Origin of the sequence: Streptomyces sp. NPDC093221 (assembly GCF_044753885.1) — a bacterium.
GTDB lineage: Bacteria > Actinomycetota > Actinomycetes > Streptomycetales > Streptomycetaceae > Actinacidiphila.
Genome location: NZ_JBIVOA010000006.1, coordinates 1 through 17,536, shown reverse-complemented (window position 1 = coordinate 17,536; position 17,536 = coordinate 1). Strand labels below are relative to the sequence as shown.

The following is a 17,536-nucleotide window of genomic DNA, read 5'->3' as shown; positions in this document are numbered from 1 at the left end:
TTGTCGGATACCTGACATCACCCACACCGGAACTGCACGTCGCGTTCACGTCAACCAGACGGCACAACCTCACCGCGTCCGTATCCGTCGTCCAGCCAGCCGTGCCGGGCCGCGTGCCAGACCAGCCGTATACGGTTGTCGACTCCGGCGTCCCGCTGCATCGCCGCGATGTGCCGCTGCACGGTCCGCACCGCGACACCCAGGGCGCGGGCCATCGCCGCGTCCGTGCTGCCGCTCACCAGCATGGCCAGGATGCGCAGTTGGACGGCGCTGCGGGCCGATCCCGCGTCGGCGCGGGCCGGCGAGGGTCCGGCGTCGGGGCGGCCGAGCGGCACCGCGTCCGCCCACACCGACTCGAAGAGCGTGACCAGCGCGTCGAGCAGTCCGCTCGGCCGGATCACCAGCATCACGGGGTCCGGTGGCCGCGCGTCGGCGGGCAGCGGCAGCAGCGCCAGCGAGTGGTCGGCGACGCACAGCCGCACCGGCAGCCGGTCGGTGACCCGGACGAACGCCTGCTGCCGGGTGCCCGGCGGGTCGAGCGCGGCCAGCGGGTCCAGGCCCATCGACTCCAGGCCCGCCCGCTCGAAGACCACCCGGCGGCGTATCCCCGGCACGGCGGCCGAGCCGCAGGCCAGCGGGTCGGGGACGGTGTCGTCCGCCGTGTCCTTGTCGGTACGGACGAAGGCCATCAACTCCGAGACGGCCGAGGCGTGGAGCTGTTCCGCCCAGCGGCCGATGGCGGCCTGGCCCTCGACCACCCGGACGATCTCCTCCGCCCGGTGGCCCTCGTGCACCCGCTGGTACTCCACGCCCAGCCGGTCGAGCAGTTCCCGGCCGCGCCGCAACTGCTCCTGGGCGCGGGACACCAGCGGCAGCAGCGTGCTCTGCGGCGGCACCGGATACCAGCGCCCGTCGCGCCCGAGCTTCGCCAGGCCGCGCCCGGCCAACTCCCCGCAGGCTTCCTCCGCCCGCGCCCTCGACACCCCCATCTGCCGAGCCAGTTCCGCATCGGCCACTCCCCGCGTGGCCACCAGCAACGGGTAGGCCCGGTCCGCGTCGGCACTCAACCCCAGAGCCTCAAACGGACGTTCGCTCATGATCGGGACTGTAGCCCTCACGGGCCGCCGAGACCGGCGATTCACACAGGCGCGCCATGGCCGTCGCACATCATTCATGGGCCCGCCGGGCGCCGAGGCACCTGACGGGCCCATGACCGGGCCATTACCCCCGCATGACTGACGCTGTGTCATTTCTTGAGCACGGCGGGCGATTTCGCGGATGTGCCGTGTGCCTCAGGCGGGTTCCGCCGCGAGCGCCGCCATTTCGCGGTCCACCGCCGCCTGGTGCTCATCGGCGTCCTGCTTGGCCCGCTTGGGACTCCAGCGACCGGCCATCACGAACACGAACGGCAGGAAGAGGACCTGGCCGCCGACACAGATCCACCACCAGGTACGCCACTGGCCGGGGCCGTCGTGCGCGGCCTTCTGCACCTTGGCGCCGTACTTAGTGAGCACGGCCAACTGCGGCTGCGCCTTCTGGACCACGGCGAGGTCGGCGGGGCCGACCTCCTGGACCGCCTGCTGGGTGAGGGCCGCGGGCGCCTTGCCCGGCGGGTACTTGCCCAGTTCCGCGAAGAGTTGGGGATGGGCGTTGACGACGGCGAGCGCGGGCGCCGCCTGCCGCTGCGCGACGGTGACCTCGGTGCCGTGGTCGACCAGCGGGGTGACGGAGGTGACCAGCACCGGGATGAAGGCGGCCGAGACCGCCACCACGATCCTGATCGTCCAGCCCCACACCGCCAGGCCCGTCGCGGTGGCCGCCGGATTGTGCTTCTCGACGGTCTCGGTGAAGCTCGCCATCCACGGCCCGTAGGCGATGCCGCTGAAGACGCCGATCCCGATGAACAGCCACGCGAAGGTGTAGTAGCCGGTGGTGGGGTGGGTGGCGCGGGAGGCGAAGATCGCGGTCACCACGATGGAACCGACCGCGCCCACGATCATGAACGGCTTGCGCACCTTGAGCCGGTCGGAGATCACGCCGATCACCACCAGGGCGATGGCGTTCGCCGCCCAGTACCAGTTCGCGACCGCGTTGGCCCGCTGCTCGGTGTAGCCGTAGGTGGTCGCGAAGTAGACGACGAAGTTGCCGACGGCCGCGAAGTACAGCAGCAGGAAGAGCGAGATCGCCAGCGCGGAGCCCGCCACGTCGAGCCGGAGCATCTGCCGCCACTCGCCGCGCCTCGCGGCCTGCGGGTCGATGCCCTTGGCGCGCGCCTCGACCAGCGCCCGGTCCCGCAGCGTCACCATGATCTGGTCGCGCAGTCCGGGGGACAGCTCGCGCAGCGCGAAGATCGCGATCACGAAGACCACCAGACCGGAGACGCCGGAGTAGCGCAGCTCGTCCTGCCAGCTCGACGTGTCCAGGGTGTTGCTGGTGACGGTGGTGACGACGAGGCTGCCGATCACCGGCCCCATCGTCCAGGCGCCCATCGCGGTGGCCCGCCCGACCTGCGGCGAGAAGTCGCGGATCAGCGCGGGCGTGGCCACGAGCACGATGCCCTCGATAAAGCTGACCAGCGCGAACAGCACCAGATACGTGGTCTTGCCGCCCGCGTTCGGCAGTCCGAGGAAGACCAGCAGCGACGCGACGAGCAGCCCGTAGACCACCAGATTCGCCCGCCCCCAGCGGTCGGCGAGCCCGGCCACCAGCGAGGCGAAGGCGCCCACCGCGTTGCCGATCACCGAGACCCACACGAAGTAGCGGTAGGTCATGTCGAAGTGCGTGATGATCGACGTGGCGACCGCGTACTGGATGTAGAGCATGTAGTACAGCACGACCGTGGTGATCACCACGATCGCCAGATACGCCATACGACGCCCGGTGGCCGGATATTCGGCCAGGTCACGGCGGTAGAGCCGACTGAGCGCGGTACGGGCGCCTGCGGACCGGGCGTCGGGCCCGGGTCTGTCGGCGTCGAGCGGCGTCGGGGTGGCGGACATACGGCTCCTCCTGGAGATGCTTGGAGACCGGGTGGAGTGGCACGGGGACGGCACTGCTGCGGCCCCTCGGGGGTGCGGTGCGGCCGGCCCCGAAGGTGTGGCCAGAGGCTAGTACCGACTGGTCGGTATGCCTAGGGGTCTGCACAGGTTCAATTCCGCGTCGCATCAAGGCCGGGGCGGGCCGCGCCGGCCCCGCGCGCAACGGCGACCGGCGGGCCCCTGAACGGGACCCGCCGGTCGGTGGCGCCCCGCGGGGAGCGCCGGCACATCAGTGGTGCGTCAGGTGGCGGTGCAGGTCAGCGCGGGTGCGCCGAGGGTGCCGCTGGAGGTGCCCTGGAGGCCGAAGGTGGTCGTGGCGGCCGGGGCGAGCGCGGCGTTGTAGGCGAGGCTGCCCGCGGTCACCGCCGCTCCGGTCTGGTGGATGTCCGCGTTCCAGCCGCTGGTCTCCTGCTGCCCGCCCGGCCACGTCCAGGTGACCTTCCAGCTCTTGGTCGCGGCCGTACCGGAGTTGGCCACGGTCACGGTGGCGGTGAAGCCGCCGCTCCACTGGTTGTCGGTGTGCCAGGTGGCCGTGCACCCGGAACTGCCGCCGGTCGGACCGCCGGTGGAGCCGGAGGTCGTACCGGTCGACGTGCCGGTCGTCGTACCGGAGGAGGTGCCCGACGAGGTGCCCGACGAGGTGCCGGAGGACGTGCCGCTCGACGTGCCCGACGACGTGCCGGTCGACGTACCGCCGTTGGTGGTGCCGCCGGTCGTGCCGCCCGAGTCGCCGAAGCCGGGCGCCTTGATGCTGGCCAGGTAGCCGTCCTTGACGGTGTTCACCGTCGTCCAGTCGTCGTTGAGGATGCCGCCGGTGTCACCAGAGTTGGGATTCCACGACCAGAAGGTCCAACTGAAGCTGTCGCCGCCGTAGGTGCTGGTCGGCCGCAGGTAGTCCACCAGCGTCCGCAGCCAGGTCTGGTCGACGGTCGACTGGAGGGTGGTGCCGAACTCGCCGACCCAGACCGGGGCGATGTTCTGCTTGAACAGATAGCCCCAGTACTTGTCCCAGATCGCCGACATGTTCGCCGGGAAGCTCGGGTCGCTGAACCACGGCTGCTGGGCGACGCTGGTCGCGTAGTCGTGCGCCGAGTAGACCACCCGGTTCGCCACGTTCAGCTCGACCGGGTACTGCCCCGCGCCCATCAGGTTGCCGCCCCACCAGCCGGACGTCCCGTTGAAGGTCTGGACGCCCTCCACGAAGATCAGCAGATTGGGGTTGACACCGAGGACGGCGTTGCCGCCGCGCTCGGCCGCCAGACGCCAGTCGATCGTGGTGTCGCCGCAGCCCCAACAGGCCGGGTCGTGCGGCTCGTTGTGCAGGTCGATGCCGACGACCGCCGGGTTGTTCAGGTAACGGGTCGCCATCGCCTTGAGGTTGGTGATCCAGGTCGACTCGGGGACGGCGGCGGTGTACCAGAGCGCGGACTGGCCGCCGGAGTCCGGACGGTGCCGGTCCAGGATGACCCGCAGCCCTATGGAACCGGCGTAGTTGACGATCTTGTCCATCACGCCGAGGGAGTTGAGGCCCTGGAGGTCGGCGTTCATGCCGCCGGAGTAGTTGATGCTGGAGGGCATCGTGCCCTTGAAGATGTCGTCGCTGTACGGCAGTCGGATCGTGTTGTAGCCGAGCTGCTTCATCTGGTCGATCATGCTCTTGTAGTCGCGCGACCAGATGCCGTGGGCCACGTAGTTGCTGGTCTCGAAGCCGAACCAGTTGACGCCCGCGATGCGGACCGACTTGCCCGTGGAGTCCAGGATCTGGCGTCCGCTGGTGTGCCAGTAGCCGGTGGCGGCCTCGGCCGCCGCCGGAGCCGCGGGCGCGCCCGCGGCCGTCGCGTGCGTCTGTCCGGCGAGGGAGAGCAGCGCGAGCAGCGCCGCCGCGACGGCGGCGGCCAGAAAGACCCGCAGCCTGTTCGTTTTTCTCAGGGGGCTCAGCGAGCCCGGAAAGGGGACCACGGTGGCGATTCCTCTCGGTGGGGGGACGGAACGCTTCAGTTCGTGGTGGGGGTGGACGGCGGAAGCCTGGTGGGAGCGCTCCCATTCGTAACCGTATGGAAGCGAGGACACGCGAGTGGCGTCAAGAGGAAACACAGGCTTCAAGTAGTGAAGCCGAGTAGGGGGCGGGGCCAGGGGCCGCACTGAAGAGGTGTCGGAGTGGGGTCTGGGAGTCATACGAGCGGGGTCGCCGACACCTGGCCCGTAATCAGTTAGGCTTACCTAACTAAGCCTGGGGGAACAGTCCGGGCGCAGCGCGAACCACGCAGTACGGCACAGCACCGAGAGAGCGGAGCACGCCCATGGCAGACCGACCGGTGGGACGGGCGACGGACCAGCAGACGGGCGCGGCGACGCAGGGCCCGCGGGCCGAGGAGCCGGCGGCGCCCGCCGCCGCCGAGCGCCCCGCGCGCCGGGCCCCGCGGCTGAACCACGCCCGCGTGATCCGTTCCGAGCGCGTCACCCCGCACATGATCCGGGTGGTGCTCGGCGGTGACGGGCTCGCCGGGCTTCCCGTGGGCGACTACACCGACCATTACGTCAAGCTGGTCTTCGCGCCTCCCGGGGTCACGTACCCCGAGCCGCTGGACATGGAGGCCGTCCGCCGCGACCTGCCGCGCGAGCAGTGGCCGACCACCCGTACGTACACCGTGCGCGCCTGGGACCCGGTCGCGCCCGAGATGACGATCGACTTCGTCCACCACGGCGACGAAGGGCTGGCCGGGCCCTGGGCGGCCGGTGTCCGGCCGGGCGACGGCATCTACTTCATGGGCCCCGGCGGTGCCTACGCGCCCGACCCCGCCGCCGACTGGCACCTGCTCGCGGGCGACGAGAGCGCGCTGCCCGCCGTCGCCGCGGCGGTCGAGCAACTGCCGCCGGGGGCACGGGCGAAGGTCTTCGTGGAGGTCGAGGGCCCGGCGGAGGAGCAGAAGCTGGCCACCTCGGGCGACGCCGAGATCGTCTGGCTGCACCGCGGTGCCCGGCCGGTCGGCGAGGCGCTGGTCGAGGCCGTCACCGGTCTGAAGTTCCCGCCGGGTGACGTCCAGGTCTTCGTCCACGGCGAGGCCGGTTTCGTCAAGGACCTCCGCCGCCACCTCCGCCTCGACCGCTCGATCCCCCGCGAGCGCCTGTCGATCTCCGGCTACTGGCGCCGCGGCGCCGACGAGGACGGCTGGCAGGCGTCCAAGCGGGAGTGGAACGAGCAGGTGGAGCGCGAGCAGGAGAGCGGCGCCGGGCGCTGAGCGCGCGGCGGGCGCTGAGCGCGCGGCGGGCGTCCCTGACGGACGGGGAGCGGGGCCGACCCGTTGCCCGCCCGGTCGCGGATGGAGCGTCTCCCGGCCGTGGACACGCGCGGCGGCGGCCCGCCGCCCGTTCGGCCCGAGTGGGTGACCCGGGGGGGCGGGCCGCCGCCGCGCGGGGCGGACCGCTGCCGCCGGGAGCCGCCATCACCACTCGGGCCGTTGATGCCGCTCGGGCCGGAGGGCTGGACCGACTTCTGGTACGAGCGGAAGGTGCGGGTCGACAGCCACACCGCGACCAGGACCAAGGCGAGCAGGCCGCCGCCGCGGCTGAGGACGTCGCCCCGGCCGGGGTCGGCGGACATCGCGGAACGGCCCGCGACCAGAGCCCAGTTGACCGGGTTGACGTCGGCGATGTGCCGCATCCAGGACGGCATCAGGCCGGGTGCCATGAAGGCGGAGGACAGGAAGGTCAGCGGCAGCAGCAGGAACGTGTTGATGCCGATGATGCTCTCGCGACCATGTGGGCCTGGAATTCGGTCTCCACCACGAAGATCCGGGGCAGTTCACCGTCCAGCTTGTCCAGGACGCCGCGCAGGGCCGCGCTGTGCACTTCCAGCGTGTTGGCCCGCTCGGCGAGCAGTTCCGCCACCTCGTCCGGGTGCAGCGCCATGACCAGCGACAGCGCGGACTCGAGGGCGGGGTACTCCCTGGCGGGCACGGCCACCATGTCGGCGAGCCAGTCGTGCATCTCGGTGCGGCCCTCGGCGGTGAGCCCGTAGAGCGTGCGCTCCGGCCGGTTGCCCTGCCGCTGGACGCCCGCGACCTCCACAAAGCCGTGCTTCTCCGCAGGCCGTCGGTACTCCCGCACGGTGAGGCGCCCGCGCGCGAGGCGGGGTGAGGACTTCGGCCCGCGCGCGACACGGCCGTGTCATTCCGGCGAAACACCGGGTCCCTAATTTCTGTCGCCCGACAGGAATTCGTGACAGGGGGCCAGGCCCATGACCGCCACCGCACCTTCCGAGGTCCGCTCAGACCCGCCGGACCACGGCACCGCCGCCGACGCCGCGGGCACCGACGCGCCGGGCACCGACGCCGCGGGCACCGACACCGCGGGGCTCGCGGGCTTCGGCTACCGCCAGGAACTGCACCGCAGCCTCGGCCGGTACGCGTCCTTCGCCGCCGGTTTCTCCTTCATCTCGGTGCTGACCACCGTCTTCCAGTTCTTCGCCTTCGGCTACTCCTTCGGCGGCCCGCGCTTCTTCTGGACCTGGCCCGCCGTCCTGATCGGCCAGCTCCTCGTCGCCGCCTGCTTCGCCGAACTCGCCGCCCGCTACCCGATCTCCGGCGCCGTCTACCAGTGGTCGACCCGGCTGAGCAACGCCGTCTTCGGCTGGTACGCGGGCTGGATCATGGTCATCGGCCAGGTCGTGGTGGTGGCCGCCGCCGCGCTCGCCCTCCAGGTCGTCCTGCCCGCCGTCTGGTCCGGCTTCCAGCTCATCGGGACCGATACGTCACCGGTCTCGTCGGACGGCGCGGCCAACGCGGCGCTGCTCGGGATCGCGCTGCTCGTCCTGACCACCGTCGTCAACCTCCTCGACAACACGGTGATGTCGCTGGTCAACCGGGTCGGCGTGACCGCCGAGATCATCGGCGCCGTGCTCATCGTCACGCTGCTCTTCACGCACGCCGACCGCACGCCGTCGGTGACCGTGCACGGCGGGGGCGGCTCGTCGGCGCTGCTCGTCAGCTCGATCGCCGCCGCGTACGTGATGATCGGCTTCGACAGCGCGGGCGAGATGAGCGAGGAGACCCGCGATCCGCAGCGCGTCGCGCCCCGTACGATCCTGTCCGCGCTCGCCGCGGCCGGCGCCCTGGCCACGCTCCTCGTCCTCGCCGCCCTGCTGGCCGCGCCCAGCCTCACCGACGGGCGGCTCGGCACCGAGGGCCTGTCCTACGTGCTCACCAGCCGGCTGGGCGACGGTGTCGGGCGCGCATTGCTCTGTGACGTCGCGGTGGCCGTCACCGTGGCGACCCTCGCCATCCAGACGTCGGCCACCCGGATGCTCTTCTCGATGGCCCGCGACCGGGCACTGCCCTTCTCCGGGCCCCTCGCCCGCGTCTCCCCCCGCACCGGCCAGCCCCCCGCCCCCGCCCTCGTCGTCGGCGTCCTCGCCGCGGCCCTCCTGCTGCTCAACTTCGGCTCCCCCGACGCCTTTCTCGCCATCGGCACCACCTGCATCGTCATGCTCTACCTCGCCTACGCGATGGTCACAGGCCCCCAACTCCTGCGCCGCCTGCGCTCCCCCCTCCCCCCGGCCACCGACCCCTCCGGCAACCCCCTTTTCTCCCTGGGGCGTTGGGGCCTCCCCGTCAACGCCCTCGCCCTCCTCTACGGCCTCGCCATGACCGTCAACCTCGCCTGGCCCCGCGCCACCGTCTACGACCCCTCCGGCGGCCACTGGTACTTCCAGTGGTTCACCCTGCTATTTTTGCTGGCCGTGCTGCTGGTGGGCTTCCTCTGGCGGACCCTGAGGGCACATCGGGGGCGCGTGGCCCCCGAAGGGGCAGCGGTTCCAGCGCCGACTCCATGACAGCCGCCGTGGTGTCGTCGCCCACCGGCCACAAGCCTGTGTACTCGTCGAGCGTGATCGACGGCTTGCTGTGGCCGAGTCGCACCTGAACGGTCTTCACGTTTCTCGTTGTTCTTGATCGGACACGACGGCGTACCAGTCGCGGAGCCCGTGGAGCGTCAGCTTCTCGGGCACCCGCGCCACCGATCCGACAGCGATCAGGACGCGGTTCGCGTCCTCGCGCATCCACTTCCGAATTCGTGCCCACGCCGACCGGCGGATCGGCCGCCGCCGCATCGTCGCCATCGCCCCCGCCTACGCCGCACCGATCGGCGAATGGCTCTCCGGCAGCGCCTCTGTCCGGGAACGCGTCATGCGCGGTCTCGACCCCGCGGACCGCGCCGCGGTCATCACCGCCCTGCACGCCTACGAGGCCGCAGTGGCCGCCCTTGGCGCCGACGGGTGATACCTGGGGTGACGGAGCAGCGAGACGTCTCTCGCTCCGGCCGGGACAGCACCACATCCTGGCCCGACCTCAAAGCGGCCGGGACGGCGCTGGAACCCGGCGTGATCCTGGACGGCGAGGCCGTCGTGTTCACCTGAGGTGTCGAGCTCAGCGCTCCCGGCGGTCCTTCGCCGCCCCGGCGGGGTCGCGCCGCAGAGGCGGTGCGGCGGCGGACGGCAGGTGGAGGGTGAAGAGCGACCCCGCGCCCAAAGTGCTGGACACCGTGACCCGGCCGCCGTGCGCCTCAGTCAACTGGCGAACAATCGCAAGGCCGAGGCCGCTGCCGCCCGTCAGCCGACTGCGGGACTTCTCCGACCGCCAGAAGAGGTCGAAGACGTGCGGCAGCTCCTCATCGCTGATGCCGCTGCCGGTGTCGGCGACCTCGATCAGCACCGACCGGTCCCGAACGGACGTCCGGACCTCGACGCTGCCGCCCGGCGGGGTGTGCCGGACCGCGTTGGACAGCAGGTTTCCGACGGCCTGCCGCAGCCGCAGCGCGTCGGCAGTCAGCTCCGGATCGCCTTCCGCGGACCAGGTCAGCGCGACCCGCGCGGTGCGGGCGGCGTCACGGTGGGCGGCGCAGACCCACTCCACGACCTCCGCGGCCCGGACCCGCTCGGTGTGCAGCCGGAAGGTGTGCGCGTCGTCGGCGGCCACGTCACGCAGGTCGTCGATGATGTGCTGGAGCAGCAGCGCCTCACGCAGCAGCCGCGAGGTCAGGGGCCGGTCGGCGACCGCCACGCCGTCCTCGACCGCCTCCAGCCAGCCCCTGATGTTGCTCAGCGGGGTGCGCAGCTCATGGGCGACGTCCCGGACCATCGCCTTGCGCTGGTCCTCCAGGCGTTCGCGGCGCGCGGACAGGTCGTTGAAGGCGACCGCGAGCGAGCCGATCTCGTCGTCGGTGGAGACCGGGACCCGGTTGCGCGCCTGGTCGGGCCGCTGGGCGGCCTCGGTCAGGGTGCGCAGCGGCCTGATCAGCCGGGTCGACATCAGCACAGCGGCGGCGACGGTGACCGTGAGCACCAGGGCGGCGACCTCGACGATGCGGACGGCGTTCGCACCGGTCAGGGCGAAGCCGGTGGTGTCGGCGCCCGGAACGCCGGTGACGAAGAGCAGGGCACTGGGCGCCACGTAGGGAGCGAGCTGTTCGCGGCGCCCGTCCTCGACACAGCCCTCGGTGATCCGGCCTGCGTCCATGGGCGCGTAGAGCGTCTCGATCGACTGCGGGCCGATGTAGTCGAGACCGATCCGGATGGGCGACATCCCCTGGCGGCGCAGACACGGGTTGACCAGGCCCTCCAGTTGGTGGAGGGCGGCGGCCTCGGTCGGGGTGGGGCGGGTCAGGATCCTGCTCTGGCCGCCGCACACGTCGGGGATCACGGGGGCGGCGGCGGTGAGGGACTCGGTGGTGACCCGGGGCCGGCCGCTGGGGGCGTAGCTGATCTGCGACGGCTCGCCCAGCTTGAGCAGGCACCCGGTGATGCTCCGCGCCGAGGCCGCGAGTGCCGTCCGCTCCGCGGCGGTGAGGCGATAGGGGCCGACAGCCCGCGGGTCGATCGGGGTGGCGCCGGTGCCACCGGTCAGTGAGGAGTCCACCGCGAGCGGGTTGACGACCGCGGACACCGCGGCGGGCAGTGCGGCGTGGTCGGCCGCCGCGGAGTCGGCCAGCGTCCGGCGCTGCGGGGTGGTCAGGACGATACGGCGCCCGGTGCGCTTGGCCAGCGACGCCACGGCGGGGGCCACCGCGTCCCAGTTGCGGTGGGTGGCCGCGTAGCCGAGCAGCGCGTCGTAGACCTGGGCGTCCCGGGCCAGTACCTGCCCCTGCTCCTGCCGCAGCGCGTGGGACGTGGTCGTCGCGGCCAGCCAGGCGGTCGCGGCGATGGAGCAGACCGCGATCAGCACGGAGGTGGCGAGCAGCCGCACCATCAGGCTCTTGCGCAACGGGACGCCGCGTCTGCTACGGGTACGGCTCCTACGGGTGCGGCTGTCGCTACGGGGCACGGTGGCCGCGATCCGTGCGGTCCCGGCCGTTCGCACCGTCCGTCAACTTGTAGCCCACCCCGAAGACGGTGACCAGGCGCGCCGGGCGGCGCGGATCGGCCTCGGTCTTCCGGCGCAGGTTCATGACGTGCATGTCGATGGTGCGCTCGGAGGTGTACGCGTCCGTGCCGGAGACCTCCCGCAGCAGTTGGGCGCGGGTGAAGACCCGGTCGGGCTTCGCGGCCATCGCCGCCAGGATCTCGAACTCGCCGCGTGTGCAGTCCACGACATCGGAGTCGATCCACACCTGGTGCCGGGCCGGATCGACGGTGAGGCCGCCCACGTGCAGGGTGAGCCGCGACCACCCGCCGGACCGTTGGGAGCGGAGCAGGAGCGTGCGTACCCGGGCCATCAACTCCCGCGGGCTGTACGGCTTGGTGACGTAGTCGTCGGCGCCCAGGCCGAGGCCGAGCAGCAGATCCTCCTCGTCCGTCCGCGCGGTCAGCATCAGCATCGGCACGTCGCACTCCCGGCGCAGGATCCGGCACACGTCCATGCCGTCCACCTCGGGCATCATCACGTCGAGGATGAGCAGGTCGGGCCGGAATCTGCGGGCCTGGTCGAGGGCTTCACGGCCGTCGCGGGCGACGACCACGCCGTGGCCCTCATGCTCCAGATACCGCTGGAGGAGTTCGGCGTGCGTCTCGTCGTCCTCCGCGACCAGGACACGTGCGCTCATGCGACGACTGTAGAGCCGTACAGGTGCGATCCGAAGAGACCGGAAATACGAAAAACAGAATTCTGACAAGTCTCTGACCAGGTGCCCACACCCCTTGTCCACGATGTGGTCATGCCGATCACGACCCCAGCCACGCCCTTCCGCCGCCGCAGCCTGTCCCGTCACGCGGCGTTGACCGCCGCCGGTCTGGCCGCGGTCACCGCGCTGGCCTCCCTGACCGCGTGCGGCGGTTCGCACTCCTCCGAGGGTGCCCGCGGCAGCGGTGTGGCATCGCTCGCCGCCACCTCGCCGCCCGCACCGGGCTCGGTGCCGTCGTCGGGGTCCTCGACGTCAGCGGCGGGCGAAAACCCGGCGGCACCGGCACCCGACCCGTCCAACACCGCCTCCGGTCGTCCCCAGATACGGCTCGACGACTCCCCCGCGACCCAGATGCGCCTCACCAACGCCTACGCGTCCTGCCTGATCCAGCACGGTGCCACCCGCGAGACCGGGGGTGCGGGCAAGGAGCAGGGCGGAATCCAGGCAATCGGCGTGAAGGACGGTGCCCCGCGGGCCGCGATCATCGCCTGCGAGTCGAAGGAGCCGCTCATGCCGACCAGCGAGGACCCGGACAACCCGCACGCCAGGGACTACGTGCGGGACGAGGTGAACTGCATCAACCGCAAGGGCTACGAGACGGTCAGAGCCTACGAGGGCGGCTTGAGCTGGACCTACGTGCGGGCGCCCCGCACCCAGGAGCAGGGCGAGAAGGCCATGGCGGCGGAGCGGGCCTGCCACATCCAGGTGTACTCGCACGTGTACCCGTAGGGAAACGGGAGCGGGTGCGCGGGGGCGGTGCCGTGACGGCCGCCGCCGACCGGGCCGGGCAGCGGCCGTGGTGAACAGGAGCTCGGAAAGTACGTGTGCGACCGATGATGAAACAGAGGGGCCGGGTCATGGCCGACAGCAAGAGCCCCAGACACCGGGCGGGCGGCGGCGGTGTGTCGCCCGGCGGCGATCTGCTCGGGGCCGGGGCCGGGGGCGGACCGCCGGGCGACGACGGCCGCGGGGACGAGGAGTCGGCCGCGCCGTCCCGGCGGCCGGGCGGGCGGGCGCTCGTCAGCCTCGGGGTGGCGGCAGCCGTCGCGGCGGCGGCCGTGGGGGCGGTCGTCATGCACCACGACAGCAGGTCCCCCGGCCGGGGGACGGCGTCGACGCCGGTGCAGACCGTCGCCGTGGTGCGTACCGACCTGTCCAGCTCGCAGAGCCTCAGCGGGACGCTGGGCTTCGGAAAACCGGTGACGGTCAAGGGCGCGGGCACCGGCACGGTGACCCAGCTCCCCGCGCAGGGGGAGAACGTGTCCCGCGGCCGTCCGCTGCTGCGGGTGGACGACCACCCCGTCATGCTCTTCTACGGCAGCACTCCGCTGTTCCGGCCGCTGGACCGGCGGGGGCTGGTGGGCCGGGACGTGGCGATGGTCGCGGCGAACTTGAAGGCGCTCGGCTACGACATCGGCGCGCAGCCGTCCGTCGGCAGCACGATCCGGCAGGCCGACGCGCCCGCGGCGGGCAGCGGGTCCGCGACCTCCGGCACGGACGGCTCAGGACCGGGCCACGGCTCCGGATCGGGTGCGGGCTCGGCTCCCGGCGCCGGCTCGGGCTCCGGGCCGGCATCCGCGACCGCCGGTACGACGGCCCCGCCCGGCGACGGCCCGCCCGCGGCGCCCCCGGCGTCGCCGACGACGGTCGTCGTGCGGCGCGGGGACGGTGTGCTCACCTCGTCCCTCATGGCGGCGCTGAAGCGCTTTCAGCGGACGTTCGGCATTCCGGCCACCGGCACCCTCAGCCCAGGTGACGTGGTGGTGCTGCCCGGCAGGGTCCGGGTCAGCGGAGTGCAGGCGGCCCTCGGGGACCCCGCCGCCGAGCCGCTGATGTCCGTCACCCTGGCCGACAAGACCGTCACCGTGCCCGCCGACCCGGACGCCGTGAGCAGCATCAAGGAGAACGACCGTGTCGTCGTCACCCTGCCGGACAGCTCCACCACGCCCGGCCACGTCGCCACGGTCAGCGCCACCGTCCAGGAGCAGGGTTCGGCGGGCGGCGGCTCGGGGGACGACTCCGGCAACGCGCCCCAGCAGAACGTCTCGGTGGCGCTGGACCGGCCGGCCGACGTACGGAACCTGGACTCCGCCCCCGTGCAGGTCGAGTTCACCGGCAAGGTCGAGAAGGGGGTGCTGGCGGTGCCGGTCGGCGCGCTGCTGGCGCTCAGCGGCGGCGGCTACGCGGTGCAGCTGAGGAGCGGCACCCTGGTCGCGGTGCGCCTCGGGATGTTCGCCAAGGGTCTCGTCGAGATCACCGGGACGGGTATCACCGCCGGCACCCGGGTGGTGACGGCCGCGTGAGCCCGGTCCTGGCCGTACGCGGCGCCAGCATGGCCTACCCCGGCGGCGTTCTCGCCCTCGACCGGGTCTCGCTGACCATCGAGGAGGGCGAACTGCTGGGCATCGTCGGTCCCTCCGGCTCCGGCAAGTCCACGCTCCTCAACATCATGGGCACCCTGGACCGTCCCACCAGCGGCGTGGTCGAGATCGCCGGGCAGGACGCGGCGCTGCTCTCCGACCGGCGCCTGTCGGCGCTGCGCGGGCGATGGCTCGGTTTCGTCTTCCAGCAGTTCCACCTCACCGAGGGGCTCAGCGCCGCCGAGAACGTCGCCACCGGCCTGTTGTACGCGGGGGTCCCCCGGCGCAACCGGCGGCGGCTGGCACTGGAGGCCCTGGCGCGGGTCGGCCTGGCCCGGCGGACCGCGCATCTGCCGCACCAGCTCTCGGGCGGCGAGAAGCAGCGCGTCGCCATCGCCAGGGCGCTGGTCAACGATCCCGCGCTGGTGCTGGCCGACGAACCGACCGGCGCGCTGGACACGGCCAACGGGACGGCGGTCCTGGACCTGCTGGGCCGGCTCAACGAGGAAGGCACGACCATCGCCGTCATCACACACGACCTGGGCATCGCCGCCCGGCTGCCTCGGCGGCTCCAAATCCTCGACGGCCGCCTGGTCGCCGACATCCGGCAGGGGGAGCCGGTATGAGCGGTCCCGACGCGGCCCGCCGACAGCCGCCCCGCCATGGTTCCGGTCCCGGCCTCGGTTCTGACTCGGATTCAGCCGCGGGTCCACCCGCTCGTACGGGGGCCGGGCCCGCTTCCGCGCGGGCCGCACGACCGCCCCTGCGCACGGCGCCGGTCCGATTGGCGCCCTTCGACCTGCTCGGGCTCGGCCTTCTCGGCATCCGCACCCGCAAGCTGCGCGCCGCGCTGTCCGCGCTGGGTATATCCATCGGCATCGCCACGCTCATCGTCGTGACCAGCATCCCGGCGTCCAGCCAGCGATCCCTCTTCAACCAGCTCACCGCGCTGGGGACCAACATGCTCCAGGTCAGCTACGACCCGAACGCGAAACCCGCCGTGGTCCTGCCGCCGGAGTCGGTGGCGATGGTCTCCCGGATCGGCCCGGTCACCATCGCCAGCGCGGTGGCCAACCTCAATCTGCCCGTCGAACGCTCCGACAAGATCCCGGCCACCTACGCCACCGGGCTGACCACACTCGCCACCCAGCTCAACCTGCTGCCCGCCGTCAACGGCAGCATGGCGTCCGGCACGTTCCTCACCGCGGCGACGGAGCGGTTCCCGGTGGCCGTCCTCGGTGCGACGGCAGCCAATCGGCTCGGCTTCCCCGAGGTCCTGACCGGCCGGACACCGCCGCTGATCTTCGTCGGGAAGACGTGGTTCAGCGTGGCGGGCATCCTCAAGCCGGTGCCGCTGCATCCGGACCTCGACACGTCGGTGCTGGTCGGCTGGGACATCGCGGCGACCGAGCTCGGTTTCCACCGCAGCCCCACCGTGATCTACGTCAAGGCCCCGGACGACGAGATCGACGCGGTGCACGCCGTCCTGCCCGCCACCGTCAACCCGCGGCTGCCGGGCGTCGTCCGGGTCAGCAACCCCTCGTCGGTGCTCGCCGCCAAGCAGGCGACCCGGACCACCTTCTCCGCGCTCTTCCTCGGCCTCGCGGCCGTCGCCCTGCTGGTCGGCGGTATAGGCGTGGCCAACACCATGTACATCTCCATCCTGGAGCGCCGCCGCGAGATCGGCCTGCGCCGGGCCCTCGGCGCCAACCGCGGCCAGATCCGCGCCCAGTTCCTCACCGAGTCGGCCGTGCTGTCCGGCATCGGTGGCGCGGCGGGCACGCTGATCGGGGTCGCGGCGAGCTTCGCCTACTGCGCCTACCAGGGCTGGCCGACGGTCATCCCGCCTGCGGCCCTCGCCGCGGGCCTGCTGGGCGCGGTCCTGATCGGCATGATCGCCGGTGCCTACCCGTCGGTACGGGCCTCCCGGCTGACGCCGACTCAGGCCCTCAGCGCCACCTGAGAAGCAGCCGCGGTCCCGCGCGGGCGTGAGCTCAGCCGACAGCGGGTCGACCTGGAAAGCACATCATCCGCTTCCCGACACAGACCCTGGGCTGGGCCACTCCGAGACTCCGTGCTCCCGATGCGGCGGACTGCCGGACCTGAACTCTGGTTGTCGCGCACACCCAGCTGCGGCTCGCCCGGCCCCTCGCCACGGGCTTCCGCTGGCCCTGGGAGAGACCCACCGTCTCCGGCCGTCTAACCCCGCCCGACTCTGCCGGAGGTTCAGGACATCCGCGCCCACCTCGCCTGCGCGGCCCGTGTTCCCAAACCACGAGGGCGGTAGAAAAGCACCCCTCGGTCGCCTCGCTCTGCCGGGCGCTCGCTGAACCCGAGGAAGCCGCGGTGGCCTGCCGCTGCCGCCCGAGCCCGTATGCACTCGTCAACCCGGAGAGCCGCTCACCGCCGAGGAGATCACCTGCGTGAACGACTCCGGGCCCGCCCCACTCGGACGCTGGCCCCCTTGGCTGACGCTGTCCGGAGCAGGATCAACTGGCGGCGGAGTCGCGGGCGGTGGCCGTCGTGGCGTCCGGGTGGATGGTGAAAACCTGGTCCAGGCCGATGATGCCCAGGATGCGGGCGGTGTTCGCGGGAACCGCGGCGAGGGTCATGTCGCCGCCGTGTTCGATAGCCAGACTCCGAACCGACAGCAGAGCGCTGATCCCGCTGGAGTCGCAGAAGTCCAGGCCGGCCAGGTCCAGGACCAGCAGTTGCCCCGCGGCGACCGCCAGGCCGTCTACGGCCCTGCGCAGTTCGGGTGCCGTCGCGTAGTCGAGGTCACCGGTGATCTCCAGGACGGGACCGGTGGCGGTGGCTCGGGCGGTGATCGTCAGAGGGTTCATGTCAGCTCGTCACTCGCGGTGGTGGGAAGCGGGGCGGGCATGCCGAGGGCGAGCAGGGCGGTGTCGTCGTCGAGCCCGTCGCCGAAGGAGGCGAGCAGCCCGCTCAGGGCGGTGATGAGAGCCTGCGGGCCCGTCGGCGGCTGGGCGGCGATGAAAGCACACAGAGCGTCCTCGCCGTACAGCT

The 17,536-nt window shown here is 72.1% G+C and carries 14 protein-coding genes and 3 pseudogenes; 7 read left to right on the top strand and 10 right to left on the bottom strand.

All coding sequences use genetic code 11. The features are described 5' to 3' along the window. Nucleotides 1-50: 50 nt before the first annotated feature. The 3 genes from ACIQCJ_RS23160 to ACIQCJ_RS23150 all read right to left on the bottom strand — a co-directional run bounded on the left by ACIQCJ_RS23160 (nucleotide 51) and on the right by ACIQCJ_RS23150 (nucleotide 4,976). Entirely contained in the window at nucleotides 51-1,097 is a 1,047-nt protein-coding gene (locus ACIQCJ_RS23160; RefSeq protein WP_402712382.1) for a LuxR C-terminal-related transcriptional regulator, read from the bottom strand. A 195-nt stretch (nucleotides 1,098-1,292) separates the two neighbouring features. Next, nucleotides 1,293-2,999: a nitrate/nitrite transporter gene (locus ACIQCJ_RS23155; protein WP_401721201.1), complete on the bottom strand. Its 1,707-nt coding sequence runs from the start codon at nucleotides 2,997-2,999 to the stop codon at nucleotides 1,293-1,295. A 279-nt stretch (nucleotides 3,000-3,278) separates the two neighbouring features. After that, the gene (locus ACIQCJ_RS23150) at nucleotides 3,279-4,976 is read right to left on the bottom strand and encodes a cellulase family glycosylhydrolase (protein WP_402712542.1); all 1,698 of its coding nucleotides are present in this window, start codon (nucleotides 4,974-4,976) and stop codon (nucleotides 3,279-3,281) included. Nucleotides 4,977-5,338: 362 nt separating this feature from the next. Between ACIQCJ_RS23150 and ACIQCJ_RS23145 the strand changes: the two genes are divergently transcribed. Further along, a complete protein-coding gene (locus ACIQCJ_RS23145) occupies nucleotides 5,339-6,277 on the top strand; it encodes a siderophore-interacting protein (RefSeq protein WP_402712381.1) in 939 nt (312 codons plus the stop codon). Nucleotides 6,278-6,522: 245 nt separating this feature from the next. Here ACIQCJ_RS23145 and ACIQCJ_RS23140 read toward each other — a convergent pair. Together ACIQCJ_RS23140 and ACIQCJ_RS23135 are read right to left on the bottom strand one after the other, a co-directional pair. After that, nucleotides 6,523-6,792 (bottom strand): annotated as a pseudogene (locus tag ACIQCJ_RS23140) (ABC transporter permease); the annotation flags it as partial. Beyond that, nucleotides 6,792-7,121: pseudogene (locus ACIQCJ_RS23135) on the bottom strand (PadR family transcriptional regulator); the annotation flags it as partial. The pseudogenes ACIQCJ_RS23135 and ACIQCJ_RS23140, both read right to left, overlap by 1 nt. 154 nt (nucleotides 7,122-7,275) lie before the next feature. Between ACIQCJ_RS23135 and ACIQCJ_RS23130 the strand changes: the two are divergent. Next, nucleotides 7,276-8,868, top strand: a complete 1,593-nt coding sequence (locus tag ACIQCJ_RS23130; RefSeq protein WP_402712380.1) for an amino acid permease — start codon at nucleotides 7,276-7,278, stop codon at nucleotides 8,866-8,868. 96 nt (nucleotides 8,869-8,964) lie between these two features. Here the strand turns inward: ACIQCJ_RS23130 and ACIQCJ_RS23125 are convergent, their stop codons facing one another. After that, nucleotides 8,965-9,153, bottom strand: a complete 189-nt coding sequence (locus ACIQCJ_RS23125; protein WP_402712379.1) for a hypothetical protein — start codon at nucleotides 9,151-9,153, stop codon at nucleotides 8,965-8,967. A 168-nt stretch (nucleotides 9,154-9,321) separates the two neighbouring features. Here ACIQCJ_RS23125 and ACIQCJ_RS23120 point away from each other — a divergent pair, with 168 nt between their 5' ends. Next, complete coding sequence (locus ACIQCJ_RS23120) at nucleotides 9,322-9,450, top strand: hypothetical protein (protein ID WP_402712378.1); 129 nt, start codon at nucleotides 9,322-9,324, stop codon at nucleotides 9,448-9,450. Between the two features lie 10 nt (nucleotides 9,451-9,460). Here the strand turns inward: ACIQCJ_RS23120 and ACIQCJ_RS23115 are convergent, their stop codons facing one another. Beyond that, complete coding sequence (locus tag ACIQCJ_RS23115; protein ID WP_402712376.1) at nucleotides 9,461-11,293, bottom strand: sensor histidine kinase; 1,833 nt, start codon at nucleotides 11,291-11,293, stop codon at nucleotides 9,461-9,463. A 49-nt stretch (nucleotides 11,294-11,342) separates the two neighbouring features. Beyond that, nucleotides 11,343-12,071 (bottom strand): response regulator transcription factor, encoded by a 729-nt coding sequence (locus ACIQCJ_RS23110; protein ID WP_355332939.1) that lies wholly within the window; start codon nucleotides 12,069-12,071, stop codon nucleotides 11,343-11,345. Between the two features lie 111 nt (nucleotides 12,072-12,182). On the opposite strand from ACIQCJ_RS23110, the gene ACIQCJ_RS23105 reads away from it, so the two are divergent. The 4 genes from ACIQCJ_RS23105 to ACIQCJ_RS23090 all read left to right on the top strand — a co-directional run bounded on the left by ACIQCJ_RS23105 (nucleotide 12,183) and on the right by ACIQCJ_RS23090 (nucleotide 16,472). Beyond that, complete coding sequence (locus tag ACIQCJ_RS23105) at nucleotides 12,183-12,878, top strand: hypothetical protein (protein WP_391161022.1); 696 nt, start codon at nucleotides 12,183-12,185, stop codon at nucleotides 12,876-12,878. Nucleotides 12,879-13,006: 128 nt separating this feature from the next. Further along, entirely contained in the window at nucleotides 13,007-14,452 is a 1,446-nt protein-coding gene (locus ACIQCJ_RS23100; protein ID WP_402712375.1) for a peptidoglycan-binding protein, read from the top strand. After that, a complete protein-coding gene (locus tag ACIQCJ_RS23095; protein ID WP_355332945.1) occupies nucleotides 14,449-15,135 on the top strand; it encodes an ABC transporter ATP-binding protein in 687 nt (228 codons plus the stop codon). Before ACIQCJ_RS23100 ends, ACIQCJ_RS23095 begins: the two co-directional genes overlap by 4 nt. A gap of 158 nt (nucleotides 15,136-15,293) precedes the next feature. Further along, complete coding sequence (locus tag ACIQCJ_RS23090; protein ID WP_355332948.1) at nucleotides 15,294-16,472, top strand: ABC transporter permease; 1,179 nt, start codon at nucleotides 15,294-15,296, stop codon at nucleotides 16,470-16,472. Between the two features lie 526 nt (nucleotides 16,473-16,998). On the opposite strand, the gene ACIQCJ_RS23085 is transcribed toward ACIQCJ_RS23090, so the two are convergent. Then, a complete protein-coding gene (locus tag ACIQCJ_RS23085; protein ID WP_391047940.1) occupies nucleotides 16,999-17,352 on the bottom strand; it encodes an anti-sigma factor antagonist in 354 nt (117 codons plus the stop codon). After that, nucleotides 17,349-17,536 (bottom strand): annotated as a pseudogene (locus ACIQCJ_RS23080) (histidine kinase); the annotation flags it as partial. The gene ACIQCJ_RS23085 and the pseudogene ACIQCJ_RS23080, both read right to left, overlap by 4 nt.